Below are 15,103 nucleotides of genomic sequence, written 5' to 3' on the forward strand. Positions count from 1 at the left end.
ATGCCATTGGATTTATCTGTCAATAGGCCATTTCAACATAGCCGGCATCCTAAACAAAATGGATTACGAAAAGAACAAAAAAAAACAAACCCTGAGCACCAAGGCAGCCGCGTTCTCAGGGTCTTTAGTTAGCGGATATCAGTTCCTCAAGATCGCCAGACACAATTTCTCCTCCTTGCTGCCCGTCCTTAAATAAAGGCAGTCACCGGTCAACATAGGATTTCATGTAATACTGTTTTATTAGCTGCTTAACCTTCTCCGGAACACCATCCCCATCCTCGGGTCTTCTTGGCATGGAACTTCAAGGTGCCATGGCCATATTTGCCCTAAATCTCAAGCGGATAATGAAGTTAGCTCATGGATAGTTCTCTTAAAAAACGACCGAGTATGATCGCAAAGAAAGAAGACATCCGTCCCAATATGGAGGACGGAAGTCTTCTTTCTTTGATTGTTTTCAGGCTATTGAGACGGAAAACGATAGTTCTTCAGTGGCTTCAGTCGAAACTGGGGGTTTCTAAGACAAAATAAGACCTTCCTGCCGGGCGGCATTCGGATGTTTCCAGCTTTTTTTCAGCAGATTTAATCATTGGCCGCGATGCGGTTAGTCGGTACGGATGTGCCCGCTAAATCCTCTTCCCTGCCGATCGCTCCCTGCGGACCGAGGGCCATAAGGACCAATGCGTGAATATTATGTTATGTGAAGTATGGCTCTTCATTGATTTGCTGTGGAAAATGTTTGAATAGGCCCTTCCCAATTATCTTCTCTAATTTCTTTATAGTTCCCGTTTGTATATTTTTCAATTGTCTTTCTCCAAAATTCCTGGGCTGGTGTATTGGCTTCGATTTGGGCTACTTTCCAAATCCCACTGAATTTATCAAAAAGTTTATGAGCTACAGTCTGCCCTACTCTTAATTTTCTGTATTTCTTCAGTACAAAGAATTCCGCCATCGAGTATATCGTATGGTTTATTTCATTCTCCCTCAAAGATCTAACAAGAGCAAAACCTGCTAGTTTATCATCTACCATTATAAAAAAGGGATATCTCTTCTCTTCTGTCCAATAATGATCTAAATATCTATATTCATATAATCCATTGGAATTTATATCATCATTTGGATCAAACTCACTAAAATCATATTTATATAACTCGAGAAGGTTTCGTAATATTGATTTTTGTTCATATTCGACTTTTTGTATTGAGATCATTTTTATCCTCCTTTTTAGCTCTTGGCCATATTTCATATAACGTTCTGGCATTCACGAACCCTCACCGGCTTAAGCCCATCATGCCGGGCGCGACCGCGCTTAGTCGGTGCAGTATTGTCCGCTGGAAATCCTCCTCCGAAATGCCCCTCGCGAACCGAGGTCGGCGGCTGCCGGCCGATGCGTGAATGCGGTGTTATGTGATGGGTCTGTCCTCTTCGAGTTGCCCGAATGCGTCTGTATATATTTCCTCCATGGCAAAGCCAAACCCCCAGCCTATATCTTGACTGGATTTCATAAGTTCATAACACCACTCGATAAAATCAGGTCGCTCATCATGCTTAATTATTAATGCAACTGCTTGATCATATAAGGTCGCGATGTTTTGATAAAACTTCTGATCTATATCTCCAAATGAAAGAGCAAAATACACCATCAACTGTAAATAATATCAATTCGATAATCCGGTATCAATCAGTACTCGGGGTAATTTAATACTTTGATTATTGTAATACACCATAATCTCAATAAATGGCAGATCGCTATTTGAAAGCTGTATTGCGGTATTTATATGCGAACTCCTAGCCACTTCCGTTCTATAATTTCTAATTCAGTTTTACTTGTATAAGCAACATAAAGTTCTCCATTAAGTTCGCTTTTATGGAATTAATTTGTATTCGTTAAGAGCGTCTTTACCTTCAATGTACTGATTAATCACTGCTATCCGGTCTACTAATCTTCTTCCGTTATCGGAATGTGCTTCAATTGCCTCGATAAGCACCCATTGATCTGGAAAATGATTTCTTAAGGCTTCCCAATTCATGGTTCCACCTCATTTCTTGAGCTTATAAAGAAATTATACCCTATTATTAAATTCCAGCTCTTGTGTACATTCGTATAACGTTCCTGTATTCACGAAACGCCCCAGCCTTAGATAGCTCTTATCTTAGGCTGGGACGTTTGTTGTCTGAGCTTTCTTCCTTGTTTATACATCTGACAACCAAGGAGCGCAGTGAGAATATAATGTTATAGAATATAGCCCTTCTTCGAATTACTTAATCATATCTTTCTTCCACTTTTATTTTGAGTAACAACACTGTTAAATCCTCGTTAATCATTCGTTTTATTGAATCCATTTCTTGGTAGTCGTAAGTTTTTAAAGAACTCTCCCCTTCTTGATAAACTGCTAATATTTTGGTTTCTCCCTTTTCCAAACTAATTATTTCATTTCCAATGGCATAATCCCAGGAACTAATAGTTCCTTTTTGGGAGAAAATAATGTCATCTATATTATGAGGGGGCAAGCTTCCTGAATGAGAATATAAAAAGAATGATGGGTTATCGCTATTAGGGTTAATAATTCCAAACCCCATATGATCTTCTTCAACTTTATTCGGACTTAACCCAAAGGACATTTCAGTTAAATGAATAGGTTCATCACTCCCATTTTTATACCCCTCAACCCAAACAGTTACCCAACTTCGATTTGCATATGGTAACTTTAAATTGTAATCAAATAAAATTCCCAAACCAATTTTTTCAAATACCTTTTCGTATTCCGAATTGACATTCGCAGATATATAAGCAATTTTCTCTTCTTTATTAGATTGATTGCTACATCCAGAAACAATTAATAATATAGCCAGAAATATAATTGACGAAATAAATAATTGTTTATGTTTCAAACCAATCCCCCCTCTATAACGTTTTTAGATTCACGACGGACGCCCGCCTTAGATAACTCTTAACTTAGACTGGGACGTGTGTTGTCTGAATATTCTTCTTTGCTTTCGCACCTTACAACCAAGGGGCGATAGCTCCGCAGCGTATATGCAGTGTTATACGACGGGGTCCTTCTTTGAATTAACCCCTATCATACCTGCTTACAAAATTCTTGGTCTTTGGTTTTCTTTGCTCTTAAATAAATATCTTATTCCCTTCCCTGCCATTGGCTCATCAATAAATCTGGGTATTACGTGCAAGTGAGCATGAAAAATATGTTGTCCTCCAACTTCCATACAGTTCCAGCCCACATTATATCCATCTGGTTTTATATCTTTATCTATGTAATCCTTCGCCTGTTGTAAAAGATCTCTCGTTGCTGCCCATTCCTTATCAGATAAGTCAAACAGTGTTTCCTTATGTGCTTTTGGAACAATTAGTCCTGAACCTACAATCTCCTGAATCTCTTGCTGCAAATATAAGCAATAATCGTTCTCTAATATTATTTTTTGGTTCTTATCAAGATCTGGATAACAAAATATACAATTTTCCATTTTCTCACTGTCCTCTTTGCGAATGGGTTGTCCACCTGATCCGCTTCATCGAAATTCCTCTGGCGGACTGAGGGACGGCGAATGCCGGCCCGACGCTTGAATGTAGTGTTAACCGAAGTAACCGACTCCACTGAAATACTTACAATCGTTTTTAACCTATACTTATCATTTGTTTTTTGAGCAGCATTACCTGTCCAATATGATATGCATTATGAATACATAAATTCGATACTACTCCCCACCAAGGAGCATTGAAATATGAAGGGATTTCTTTTATAAGTTTGAGATCTTCACTTTCCTCAAGTGCCCTATTCCAACTATCAAAGGCTGTTTCAAGTCTCTGTAAGGTCTTCTTCCACTCAAAATCATTTATTGTATGAGGATTCAAGTAAAAAGTGTCATCATTGTTTAATAAACTTTCTAATTCAAATTGTTCGAGGTTATATCTCTCAAGCCACTTCTCATTCCAAAAAATGAGATGATTCACGATCGACCAAATGGATTGTTTACTTTCATTCTCCCATGCAGCTTGTGTAGCATTTAAATCTATTAAAATTTCATGGAGCGGAATGAACCAGCTCTTATCGTTATAACAGGCGTTTAATTGGTCTATGAGAATAGATTTATAACTCATCCTTATACCTCACTTTTCGATTAATCTTTCGGTTATTTCGGATAGCGCTTGTATGCTCACGACGCCAGAGACTTAAGGCCATGAAGTGGCCGGCTGGCTTGCACAGTTAGCCTCACAGGTGTGTCCGCGTGAATCACCTCGCGAAAATGCGTCGGGCGAACCGAGGGCCGTTTGGCCCGAAGCGTGAACATGATGTTATACGAAGTAACCTGCTTCACTGAAATACCTGGAGATAAGTTTTATTTAAATCCCAAAATGGATTACACATTGATTTGTTTCTAGTACATTATCTATTACTTCTATTAATTTATTAAGTGATTCAATTACTTCATATTTAAGAAATTTTTTCATAATGACCTTTATCTGTGCCTGCTTCCCAACCGTAGTTTCCAGTAATAACAAGTTTAGTGGGTGCGTTATTAAATAGATCCTTCCATGAAGAGATAAAATACAGTGAAGCTACCGGGTACGACGGACTTAGCCTCACAGGGTTGTGAGCTGATTCCGCTTCTCAGTGTGCCTCTTCTTGCGAACCAAGGGCCGAACGGCCCGCAGCGTAGATATGATGTTATATGATGGGGATGCCATATCTTTAATATTATCAAACTCCGTAAAATCCAATTATTATCTTGAAATTTTCTTTACTTTTGGTCTGAATTTTTATTCCTTCCCTAAGATCAAGGATCAAAACTCTCCTTCTTATCCATATTCTTAAATATACAGATCTCAATTTGAACGGCTTTACTATTCCTTTAATTTCGGTCTCCGTTCCATCTTCATTCTCTAATTCCGTTCTAACAAACCACGTGTTGCCAATCCCAATCTCAATATACTTCTTCAATGGATCCTCTCCTGAAATTATGTATAATTTCATTCCTTATATCTTATATAAGATTTTTATATGTTTTTAACCCTTGCAAGAATTTCCGATAACGTTGTTGTACTCACGAAACGCCGTCAGCGACCTCTTGATATTCCCACATACAATATATTAATTATTCTGGTTTCTTGGTTTAAGCCATAATACTTCGAAACCTAACTGGCTCATAATATCAAGCCCATCAAACTCTACAACGCTTTCTCCATTCCATCCATTATCTATCGCATTTGTAATGAATTTATTTATTTGTGATGGGTGATGTAAATTGAAATTCTCGATCTCTTCTACATCTCTTTTCTTTAGCCTCACCCCCATTAGAAGAGGACTACCTGTAATTGCATCTTCCCATGTTATAAAACGAAATGTACAAGTAATGTTTTTAGTCTTCTCAAACGAAATCTTTAATATAATTTCGCTTTTTTCTTGATAGTACTTTTGATTGATCACATATAGATATTTCTTGCCATTGACAATAATCTCTCTTGTTTTCTTCTTCATTTAGATCACACCTATAAGTCTATTCTTTCATTGCCATCATCTTGATGAACTTACATATAATCTTTACGCTGATTTCCCATAACGTTTCCATGTTCACGACGTCCCACCACCTTAAGCGAACAGAGTGAGCGGCCGCGATGCGGTTAGGTGGTGCGGATGTGTCGCCTGAATCTACTTCTTTGCTTCCCTTATCTGGCGACCGAGGCGGCTTGTCCGCCGATGCGTGAACACGTTGTTAGATGAAGTTACTTGGCCCAGAAGCGATGCCTTCAAAATATGTTATAATGTAGTAACAGTGTTCTTGAAATTTCCAATAAGGAGTTGAAAGTTCCCATGGCCATGAGTAAAAAAGACCTTACAGACTTAATTGATAAGCTATCTGAAAAAGACATTCCACTTGTAGCTGATTTAGTGAAAAGACTTATCCACCCATCTGATTATCATATTCCTTACGATGACGAGCCGTTGACAGAAGATGATCTTCAAGCAATAAGAGAAGCTAAAAAGGAATATCATGAGGGAAAAACTATAAAGTTCGAGGATATTCTAGATGCATTACAAAATTGAGTTATCCAAGCGATCATACAAGTACTTAGAGAAACTCGACAAAAAGAGTAAAGAGCGGATCTCAAATCACTTACTACTCCTAACATAAAATCCTAGCAATCCCGAACTGGACATTAAGAAAATTCAAGGCGAACCCTCAATGTATAGACTTCGTGTTGGAAGTTTTAGAATCCTTTATTCGATTGAGGAGAATGTTCTTATTATCACTGTCATTAAGATTGGACCACGCGGCGATGTTTATAATGATTTGTAGGTCTATAAATCCTTGAGTAATTTCACCTAACGTTCTTTCCACGAATTCCGCCATAAGGCAAATTCGTCTCCATTTACGATTTCGCAATTATATCCCAAATAAGTATATTAGACGCACATCTCCGCTGCTCCTTCTTCTGCTTGAATAAGTCTTCCATAATGCGATCCAGTGGACTGCGAATATCAGCAAGGTTCTTTTTGCATACAGGTGTAAATCTGGGTCGTTTTTACGTTGGCATGGCCGAGGAGTTCCTTGATATGCCTGGAGTCTGTGCCGCCTTCTAATAAATGAGTTGCAAAAGAGTGCCGCAAAGTGGGGATGGATGCTTTTTATATAAATTCCTGCCTTGCGTTTTGCTCGGTCAAGGACGGCTTGTTCTGCCCGCTTCTCGACGAGCGAAACATAACTGCGGCTGATCATAAAATACTAAGAAGAGCAGGCATAATGCACCTGCTCTTCTTAATATTTATTATGACCTTTATACATTTTCGGAATTATAAGAATACGATCATAGATAATACGAACATAAACACTACACCAGCAATCATTGGAACCGATGTTCTTTTTACAAGGGCAATTGGATCTGTCTTCACGGTTCCTGCAACAATGAGTATAACTGCAGCTACAGGAGAAACAGCTCTGAAGAGGTTGCCTGACAGACCAAGCGGTACAGAAATGGCGATCGGACTAATTCCCGCTGCTACAGCTAACGGAACGATCAGAGGTACCATGGCAAAGATCAACGCAGTACCACTTCCGCTCAGTATAACAATAAGCGCCGTTAAAGCCACTAAGATGAGCGGTAGAATAAAGTCTAATCCGTTACCTTGAATACTTTGCATAGCTGATTGAAGCTCGTCAACTAAGCCAATCGATTTCAGGCCCGTTACAAACACGGAGGCCGCAACTAGCAGAGCCACGATGGGAACCGCTCCACCCATTCCTTTGAAGAAAGCTTCCGTCTTTTCGAGAACGCTCTTATTTCCCTTATGTCTAATTAATTCACACACAATAGCAAGGACAAAGGATACTAAGGTAGCAATCTCAACACTAATATCGATGGATTTACCCGTCGTAATTTGAACAGCGTAATTACCTAACAAAAGAATAATCGGGAAGATCGGGAGTATCGCATATACGGTTTTATATAATTTGCCTCCCGTGATTGCAGCAACATTACCCGCATCCACAGGCTCATGATCATTTCCAGCTTGACTTTTTAGGTTCGCCTTTTTATCCATTCTCTTCTGCCAGAAATAGTGAACAATCGCTATAAAAATCAGCGTCGGTATTGAAATCAAAGCATGATAGTTAAATACATAATCCGTTACCGTCAAACCCGCGAATGAAGAATGTTTCGCCAATTCTTCCGCGATAGCCACATTGTCACTACCTAAAGGAGTTGGAACGATAGTTGCTGAAGTGGCGATAACCGCCCCAGTTGTTAATGCGGACATGCCCGCTTTTCTTAATATAGGATACAGTGTAGCCAGCAAAATAATGGCTAAATTTGAAGCACTAGGAATAACGAGTGATAATGCGTTTCCTAATAAGAATACAAGTGGAACTAGAACATAAACGGACTTAATCTTAGAAATAGGTTTAGTTAATGCGCTTACAGTAACTTCATTGGCACCAATCGATGACATATAGGACGTATATCCTCCCAATAGGAGAATAATAAAGCCGGCAGCAGTAAAGGTCTGCTTAAATTGAGTAATAATCACTTCAAGAGGATCTAGCCAAGCAGACCCCGTTGAGACAAAATCTTTGACAGCAATCTCTTTTCCTATAGCAGTACTGACTAAGATCAGTATAATACCAATAAGGAACAGGGAGATCTTAATATCCATTTTCTTAATCAACATATAAATGACTACTGCTACAGCGATAATAGCAGAGCCGTACATTATTATATTAGAATTCATGATTGGGCCTCCTCTAGTGGACTGTTAGTTACATTTCTTTAAGCTATCCATGAACCATTGCTTGAACATTTGGGGATCGATATCCACACATACTTTTGCGTTATTAGGCTTCCCTAAATATCCCTTTAAATCCACTACGGTACATCCAGTTGTCATCGAACCGTGTAGTTCTACATCAACAAATGTATCCACGACTTGGAACATTTCTGGCTGTAGCAAATAGGCGATCGCCGTGCTGTCATACATTTTCAATCCGGTTTTCATGCTACCGCCTCTATATTTCTGAAAGAGCTGATAAATCATATTTCCTGTCTGATTCATGACCTTAAGTTGCTCACTATCTTCAGGGTACACCAGAGCTTTCAAGCCAACATCAAGTCCCACCATCACAATTGGCAAATTACTTTGAAAAACGATCTTCGCTGCTTCAGGATCGGCATAAATGTTAAACTCCGCCATGACACCTGCATTACCTCGTCCTGTGGATCCTCCCATTAAGACAATTTCAGCAATCTTCTTCTTCACTTCGGGATACGTTTTTAGCAAGAGAGCAATATTCGTTAATGGACCAATCGGAACGATAGTCATTGGTTCTTTGCTGTCCATAATGACGCGGTACATCGCATTCACAGCATTTTCTTTCAGTACAAGCTCTTGTGTTGGCTCTTCAAAATCAAAACCATCCATTCCCGTAGATCCATGTATATCACTGGCATCGATAGGGTCCTTGATGAGTGGTCTGTCAGCCCCAAGAGCGACCGGTACATTTTTATTGAAAAATTTCAGTAATCTCAAAGCATTAAATGTTACTTTATCAAGTCCAACATTCCCGGCAATCGTTGTGATTAGGCGAACATCTAACTTTTCACTATAAAGAGCGATAGCTAGTGCAACTGCGTCATCAATCCCTGGATCTGTGTCGATAATTATTGGTCTGGTTGTCATTGTATATTCCTCCTAGAATGTATTGAAGTAAGCGATTCCTTGAATGCTATATAGCTTTTCTGGACTGATCATCCTTGGCTATTAATAAATGCTTCAACTTCTGCACCTGTAGGCATCCCTGTTTGGGCACCAAGCTTGGTCGTTGATAAAGCTGCAACGGCATTGCCGTACTTACAAGCATCTTTTAAATTTAGTCCTCTACTTAGAGCATGAGCTAATCCGCCATTAAATGAATCACCTGCTCCAGTCGTATCAACAACATCTATTTTATAGGCAGGAATGATTACTTCCTCTCCCGCTTCGTAAATACAAACGCCTTGATTGCCCTTCGTGACGATGAGTTTACCATCCAACTCTTCTGCACTTCTATCTTGACTAAGCAGCTCCTGTTCATGTTCATTTGGGGTAAGGTAGTCAATATCCTTAATTAAATCTGAAGGTAAGTGTTGGATGGGTGCCGGATTAAGGATGACCTTAACTCCGTTTTCTTTGGCGATTTGTACTGCCTTTTGCACACCTTCTAACGGTATTTCCAACTGAAGGACCAGAATATCACTATCTGCAATTACATCTCGTTTCGATTCAACGAACGATGCTGTTACATAATTATTGGCCCCAGGGACAACAATAATACTGTTGTCTTGATCAGAAACTATAATTGTAGCCGTGGCAGTTACATCTGTAACCGGTTCCACATCACTTACATCGACACCTTGCTTTTGCAAATGTTCTACAATATCCTGACCAAATCTGTCATTGCCAACACAACCAATGAGCTGGACTTGCGCTCCAAGTCTAGCAGCAGCTACTGCTTGATTGGCTCCTTTTCCTCCTGGATTCATTTGAAAATGTTCTCCGAATAGCGTCTCCCCTCTCTTCGGCACTTGAGAAGTTATTGTAACTAAGTCCATATTTATACTTCCAACAATAGTAATTATTGGTTTCTTCTCCATCTCTATCTACTCCTTACGTTGAATTTCTCTCTATAAGTTCTACATCTAATTTATAATAAGTTTGCCCAACTTCTTGCTGATTCATTAAACTAACCAACATCGTTGTTGCCTTTTCACCTAACTCGTAGATCGGCTGAACAATGGTCGTTAATTCTGGAATCGTTACGGAAGATAACCTAATTCCATCAAATCCAATAATCGCAAGCTCCTCAGGCACCCTTATTCCAAGCTGGTTAGCAGCCTTCATTGCGCCAATCGCCATGATATCATTCGCTGCAAAAATACCATCAATCTCAGGGTGGGTCTTTAGAAGTTCTAGCGTCGCTTCGATTGAAGATTCCATATCATAATCTCCATCGACAATGTAGCTTTCACTGAACCACGATTCCTGATGAACTACTTCTCTATAACCTTCACAACGTTCTTCAGCATTGACAACTCCCTGTGGACCTCTGATATGGGCAATTCTGCTACATCCTTTATTCATCAGAAAGCGAGTAGCCTCACTGGCCCCTTTCATGTTCTCCACAACAATCGTCGGAAGGCCTTTGCTAATTTCTCGGTCAATACTTACCACGGGGATATTAAGCTCAATTATCTGGTTAGCGGTCATTGTATTTGATGAAACAATGATACCGTTTACATAGTTTTGCTGTAGTGTATCTAGATATGCTTGTTCTTTCAACCTATCTTCATCTGAGTTGCACAGAATAACATTGTATCCAAATTTAGAGGCCGTATCTTCTACAGCTCTAGCTAACTCGGGAAAGAAAGGATTCATAATATCTGGCACGATTAAGCCAATCGTATTCGACTGTTTCTTGAACAGACTTCTAGCTACCTCGTTTGGCTTGTAATTCAATTCTTTAATCGCTTGTTCTACCATTTCCCTTGTATGCTGTCCCACATATCCTTTGTCGTTCAGTACTCTAGATACGGTGGCGACGGATACACCAGCAAGCTTAGCAACATCTTTAATTGAAGCCATATCTTCACTCCACTTCAGATAGGTAACCGGTTACACATAGAATATACTACTTAACCTATCATAAGTCAACACCCAGTTAAACTTCATTATCAATGATGACTCTCAAATACAAAAAAGAGCCTGTTACAAAAGTCATTTTTTTGATTTTCAGCTCCCACTTCAGTCGGATTTCAAATCAAAATAAAGGCCTCTAACTCCACATTAGGGTGGTTTTGGAGGCCTTTTCATTCTGATTTTGGGACTGACTCATCCGGCATTACCCTTTTGGGACAGCCCCCAGTCATGCATATTCAAACCTGATGAAAAATCATCTTCCGATTGGTGACAATTTCTAATTACGACATATCTCTGCTTACGAGCACTTGCTGTACCCGCAGTTGCTGCAGGTTTTGCAGCCCTCGATATTGATCAGCGAGGCGGAACCGCAGGACGGGCACAAGTCACGGGAAGTGACTGCGGCGCCGGCATGGGAATGCGAATCCACAACGGATGCGGAACCATGGTGATCTTCATGATAAGCCAGAGTGGCGGCTACCGGTGCGGGATCATGGTCGTCATACGGACCGTTTTGCACATGGGTTTCCAAGGCTTTGGCCACCGCATCGGCAATGGATTCCACGCGGTTCGGTCCGAAGCCGATCGCTCCGGAGCCTCCGATGCCTTTCAGATGCTTGATAAGCAGCTCGACCTTTTGTCCGTGGTCCCCGTAACGGAGGAATAAGGAGCAGACGCGTCCCAAAGCTTCCGCCATCGCGAACACGTCGGAACCGGCTTTGCCTACATTCAGGAAGATCTCGCTCGGAATGCCGTTCAGATCATTGATCGTGATATAAGCCATGCCGAATGGCGTATTGATTTTATAGGTTGCCCCGTGAAGCACTTGCGGACGTTTTTTGTATTGCTTGTCAACGACCTGCTTGCTCTGTGTTTCAACAGTTTCCTCCGAAACTGCGAGGTTTTGGTTCAATCCGTTCAGCGTTTCCAGTTCCTCTTCCGAAGCTGCGTCTCCGGCAACAGATCCTGCTGCTTCGTCAACCGCATCGGCAGATTCTTTGGCTTCGCCCTTGTCTTCTTTCTTCTCCGTTTGAAGCACTTGCACGTCGCGGCTGCCGTCGCGGTAAATCGTTACGCCTTTGCAGCCGAGATCGAACGCCAACTCATACAAGCGTTTCGTATCTTCAACCGTGAAATCCGAAGGGCAGTTGGCCGTTTTCGAAATCGAGCTGTCGACCCAGCGCTGAATCGCGGCTTGCGCCCGAATATGATCCTCTGCCGACAAATCCATCGCTGTGATGAAATAATCCGGCAGCTTCTCGCCCGGATGAGCATCCATCCAATCCTGCGCGATCGGAACAAACTGCTCATCGAAACCAAGACGGCTTTGGCGGTAATATTTAAAGGCGAAATAAGGCTCGATCCCTGTCGAAGTCCCTACCATCGTTCCAGTACTGCCGGTCGGCGCCTGGGTAATGATGGTGACGTTACGGACACCTTTTTCACGGACGGCTTCCTCTACTTCAGGATACACCTCCGTCATCACCTTCATAAATCCGCTTTGCAGATATTTATCCGCTTCAAATGCCGGGAACGAACCCTTTTCTTCAGCGATATCAGCCGAAGCCAGGTAAGCTTCCTTGGCAATGAAGCCGTACAATTTATCAAGAAATACGAGCGATTCGGGACTCCCGTAACGGATTTTCAATTTGATCATCAATTCGGCCAGGCCCATCGTGCCGAGACCTACGCGGCGCTCGTTTTTCTGATTTTTCTCGTTTTCCTCAAAATGATAGGGTGTCTTGTTAATGACGTTGTCCAGGAACCGCACCGAATATCGGGTCGTGGTAGCCAGTTCGTCCCAAGCGACATCATGATTTTCTTCATCATAGAACTTCGACAGATTCATTGCCGACAGGTTGCAGACGCCCCAGCCCGGCAGTCCTTGCTCACCGCACGGATTCGTACAAATGATCGGGTTAAAATACCAGCTATTGGACATTTGGTTGTAGTATTCCATGAATACGACACCCGGTTCGGCCGATTTCCAGGCGGATTCCATAATCGTGTGCCACACATCGCGGGCTTTGACCGTCCGGAAATGGACCACTTTGCGTCCTGCCGCTTTCCATTTGTCCAGATCGCCGTCCCAAATCTCGTTGTAATTCTCCTCGGTCGTGTCCGGGAATACCAGATCCCAATCGAGATCTTCTTTAACGGCTTTCATAAAGTCGTTGCTGACGCAAACCGACAGGTTGGCATTGGTCACTTGCCCCATCGTCTGCTTCACCGTAATAAAATCAAGCAGATCCGGATGCCAATCATTGATCATCAGCATCAGCGCGCCACGGCGGCTGCCGCCTTGTTCGATCAAACCGGTCGTGTAGCTGAACAGACCTCCCCAGGATACGGCGCCGCTCGACGAACCGTTTACCCCTTTAACGACGGCACGGCGCGGACGCAGCGAGCTTAGGTTAATACCGACACCGCCGCCGCGAGCCATGATTTCCGTCATTTCCGACAGAGTTTCCATAATGCCGCCGCGGCTGTCTTTTGGCGATGGAATTACGTAACAGTTGAAAAGAGTCAGTTCATCGCTCGCACCGGCTCCGGCTGCAATCCGGCCTCCAGGCACCAGCTTCCAGTCATCCAAAATGTAACGGAATTTCTCCGCCCACTCCGCTTGAAGCTCGGGAGTTTCTTCCACCGACGCCATCGCACCAGCGAGGCGGTCCCACATTTCTTCCGGGGTTTTCTCGATATTCAGCGTCAGCTTCTCTACATCGGACTCCACCAGCTCGCCCTTACGAGTCTTGACCGTAACGGTACGGCCTTCACGGGCAACGATTTCGCCGACTTCCTTGGTCGGGAATTTCGGATCATCTTTCGTCAGGACAAGGACCACGTCGCCGACCTTGGCATGACTCGGATCAGCATCCTTCCATGCGTACCGGTCCAAAAAGATTTTCTCGCTTAGCCCTTCCAGGGTCTGTTTCTGCACGGTTTTCAAAGAAAACACCCTCCTAAAAGTTTTGTTGAGCGTATGCTTTCGGAACGAGCTTCGAAAACAAAACTTGCTTCGAAAGCATCCGCTTGAATTTATTCATGTTTCCCTCATAAGCCTGAGCCGGCAAATGACAAGCATGGTTCGGCAGGAAAGGGGGGACTTCCATGGCGGCGTAACGCAGATTCATAACCAATCGTTACTAATAACGACCATTTGGGCGCTATTTGCCCTAACCATATAATTTTTCTCAAAATAGCGGTAATAAAAGGCGCTATTCCGGCCGCTTTTACCAAAATACCCTTACCAAAGGCGATCAACTTCGAAATAAGATCGTAAAAATCCGCTATTTCCCCGAAAACCAGCCCGATCATCAAAATAGCGACCCAAAAGGTACTTATTTCGTGATCATTGCCGCATGTCTTAGGCAAGTCGTTGCATCCAACGCTTAGTGTTCGCCATTTCCAGGCAAAACCACAAAAAAATATCGGCCACCGGTTGAAAGGCAACCTTCCTAATCGGCCATAATGACGTCGCTTTGTGGGCTTTTCCCTACCAACTTATAACCGGAGCGCACACATTAGAAACGGTATATAATATGTAAAAATCACAACATATTGTGTGCGAATACCATTATACTATACAATATCTCGTTGTCACAGCAACGAAGAATGAAATTTTAGCCATAAAAATGGATCAGGCCCAACCGATCATCGAATTGCTCCAAATTGCTCTTTTTTTCGACAAGCGCCTATGAAATTACCGTGAAAAAAATCCAAATCCAATCCCCTGCGGCCACGGCTGCCTTCCAAAGCCGGGCGAACAGAACCGGACCATTTCATGTCCTTCTCCCGACTGCCCCACTCCAGGCAAACCTCCCCTGCCAAGTTATGAAGTTACTCTTTTTCGTCCATACTACACCTAACTCTGCAAGAGAACATTCATGCAGCAAGAAGAGACTGATGGCCGCAGGCCATCA

General features: G+C 42.2%; 15 protein-coding genes and 1 pseudogene. 2 read left to right on the top strand and 14 right to left on the bottom strand.

Annotation, left to right across the window (positions count from 1 at the left end):
* Positions 1-712: 712 nt before the first annotated feature.
* From DFP94_RS08705 to DFP94_RS08740, 7 genes are all read right to left on the bottom strand, one after another.
* The gene (locus DFP94_RS08705) at positions 713-1,258 is read right to left on the bottom strand and encodes a GNAT family N-acetyltransferase (protein ID WP_245954630.1); all 546 of its coding nucleotides are present in this window, start codon (positions 1,256-1,258) and stop codon (positions 713-715) included.
* A 604-nt stretch (positions 1,259-1,862) separates the two neighbouring features.
* Positions 1,863-2,027, bottom strand: a complete 165-nt coding sequence (locus DFP94_RS25700; RefSeq protein ID WP_220270899.1) for a hypothetical protein — start codon at positions 2,025-2,027, stop codon at positions 1,863-1,865.
* A 232-nt stretch (positions 2,028-2,259) separates the two neighbouring features.
* Entirely contained in the window at positions 2,260-2,889 is a 630-nt protein-coding gene (locus DFP94_RS08720) for a hypothetical protein (protein WP_220270900.1), read from the bottom strand.
* Between the two features lie 198 nt (positions 2,890-3,087).
* A complete protein-coding gene (locus DFP94_RS08725) occupies positions 3,088-3,480 on the bottom strand; it encodes an HIT family protein (RefSeq protein ID WP_114496078.1) in 393 nt (130 codons plus the stop codon).
* A gap of 151 nt (positions 3,481-3,631) precedes the next feature.
* Positions 3,632-4,114 carry a DinB family protein gene (locus tag DFP94_RS08730; RefSeq protein ID WP_114496079.1) on the bottom strand — a complete coding sequence of 161 codons (483 nt, stop codon included), beginning with the start codon at positions 4,112-4,114 and terminating at the stop codon, positions 3,632-3,634.
* Between the two features lie 601 nt (positions 4,115-4,715).
* Entirely contained in the window at positions 4,716-4,955 is a 240-nt protein-coding gene (locus DFP94_RS08735; RefSeq protein WP_245954631.1) for a DUF3977 family protein, read from the bottom strand.
* A gap of 150 nt (positions 4,956-5,105) precedes the next feature.
* Positions 5,106-5,492 (bottom strand): hypothetical protein, encoded by a 387-nt coding sequence (locus tag DFP94_RS08740; protein WP_114496081.1) that lies wholly within the window; start codon positions 5,490-5,492, stop codon positions 5,106-5,108.
* 333 nt (positions 5,493-5,825) lie between these two features.
* Here DFP94_RS08740 and DFP94_RS08745 point away from each other — a divergent pair, with 333 nt between their 5' ends.
* Both DFP94_RS08745 and DFP94_RS26495 read left to right on the top strand, forming a co-directional pair.
* Positions 5,826-6,059, top strand: coding sequence for a hypothetical protein (locus DFP94_RS08745; RefSeq protein WP_114496082.1), 234 nt, complete (start codon positions 5,826-5,828; stop codon positions 6,057-6,059).
* A 121-nt stretch (positions 6,060-6,180) separates the two neighbouring features.
* A complete protein-coding gene (locus DFP94_RS26495) occupies positions 6,181-6,312 on the top strand; it encodes a type II toxin-antitoxin system RelE family toxin (RefSeq protein ID WP_425459249.1) in 132 nt (43 codons plus the stop codon).
* A gap of 182 nt (positions 6,313-6,494) precedes the next feature.
* On the opposite strand, the pseudogene DFP94_RS08755 reads toward DFP94_RS26495, so the two are convergent.
* From DFP94_RS08755 to DFP94_RS08785, 7 genes and pseudogenes are all read right to left on the bottom strand, one after another.
* A pseudogene (locus tag DFP94_RS08755) lies at positions 6,495-6,626 on the bottom strand (tyrosine-type recombinase/integrase); the annotation flags it as partial.
* Between the two features lie 180 nt (positions 6,627-6,806).
* The gene (gene dcuC, locus DFP94_RS08760; RefSeq protein WP_114496085.1) at positions 6,807-8,240 is read right to left on the bottom strand and encodes a C4-dicarboxylate transporter DcuC; all 1,434 of its coding nucleotides are present in this window, start codon (positions 8,238-8,240) and stop codon (positions 6,807-6,809) included.
* A gap of 24 nt (positions 8,241-8,264) precedes the next feature.
* Positions 8,265-9,185: a ribonucleoside hydrolase RihC gene (rihC, locus tag DFP94_RS08765; RefSeq protein WP_114496086.1), complete on the bottom strand. Its 921-nt coding sequence runs from the start codon at positions 9,183-9,185 to the stop codon at positions 8,265-8,267.
* Positions 9,186-9,253: 68 nt separating this feature from the next.
* Positions 9,254-10,138 (bottom strand): ribokinase, encoded by an 885-nt coding sequence (gene rbsK / locus DFP94_RS08770; protein ID WP_114496087.1) that lies wholly within the window; start codon positions 10,136-10,138, stop codon positions 9,254-9,256.
* Between the two features lie 13 nt (positions 10,139-10,151).
* Positions 10,152-11,126, bottom strand: coding sequence for a LacI family DNA-binding transcriptional regulator (locus tag DFP94_RS08775; protein WP_114496088.1), 975 nt, complete (start codon positions 11,124-11,126; stop codon positions 10,152-10,154).
* Between the two features lie 352 nt (positions 11,127-11,478).
* Positions 11,479-14,130, bottom strand: a complete 2,652-nt coding sequence (locus DFP94_RS08780; RefSeq protein ID WP_114496089.1) for an adenosylcobalamin-dependent ribonucleoside-diphosphate reductase — start codon at positions 14,128-14,130, stop codon at positions 11,479-11,481.
* 104 nt (positions 14,131-14,234) lie between these two features.
* Positions 14,235-14,555: a hypothetical protein gene (locus DFP94_RS08785; RefSeq protein ID WP_114496090.1), complete on the bottom strand. Its 321-nt coding sequence runs from the start codon at positions 14,553-14,555 to the stop codon at positions 14,235-14,237.
* Between the last annotated feature and the right edge of the window lie 548 nt (positions 14,556-15,103).

The sequence above is a fragment of the Fontibacillus phaseoli genome (assembly GCF_003337355.1).
Classification (GTDB): domain Bacteria; phylum Bacillota; class Bacilli; order Paenibacillales; family Paenibacillaceae; genus Fontibacillus; species Fontibacillus phaseoli.

Excerpts from the sequence above, each read along its gene's own strand:
- DFP94_RS08705 (WP_245954630.1), bottom strand. The coding sequence starts at position 1,258 with ATGCCAGAACGTTATATGAAATATGGCCAAGAGCTAAAAAGGAGGATA.
- DFP94_RS25700 (WP_220270899.1), bottom strand. The coding sequence starts at position 2,027 with ATGAATTGGGAAGCCTTAAGAAATCATTTTCCAGATCAATGGGTGCTT.
- DFP94_RS08725 (WP_114496078.1), bottom strand. The coding sequence starts at position 3,480 with ATGGAAAATTGTATATTTTGTTATCCAGATCTTGATAAGAACCAAAAA.
- DFP94_RS08730 (WP_114496079.1), bottom strand. The coding sequence starts at position 4,114 with ATGAGTTATAAATCTATTCTCATAGACCAATTAAACGCCTGTTATAAC.
- DFP94_RS08740 (WP_114496081.1), bottom strand. The coding sequence starts at position 5,492 with ATGAAGAAGAAAACAAGAGAGATTATTGTCAATGGCAAGAAATATCTA.
- DFP94_RS08745 (WP_114496082.1), top strand. The coding sequence starts at position 5,826 with ATGGCCATGAGTAAAAAAGACCTTACAGACTTAATTGATAAGCTATCT.
- dcuC (WP_114496085.1), bottom strand. The coding sequence starts at position 8,240 with ATGAATTCTAATATAATAATGTACGGCTCTGCTATTATCGCTGTAGCA.
- rihC (WP_114496086.1), bottom strand. The coding sequence starts at position 9,185 with ATGACAACCAGACCAATAATTATCGACACAGATCCAGGGATTGATGAC.
- rbsK (WP_114496087.1), bottom strand. The coding sequence starts at position 10,138 with ATGGAGAAGAAACCAATAATTACTATTGTTGGAAGTATAAATATGGAC.
- DFP94_RS08775 (WP_114496088.1), bottom strand. The coding sequence starts at position 11,126 with ATGGCTTCAATTAAAGATGTTGCTAAGCTTGCTGGTGTATCCGTCGCC.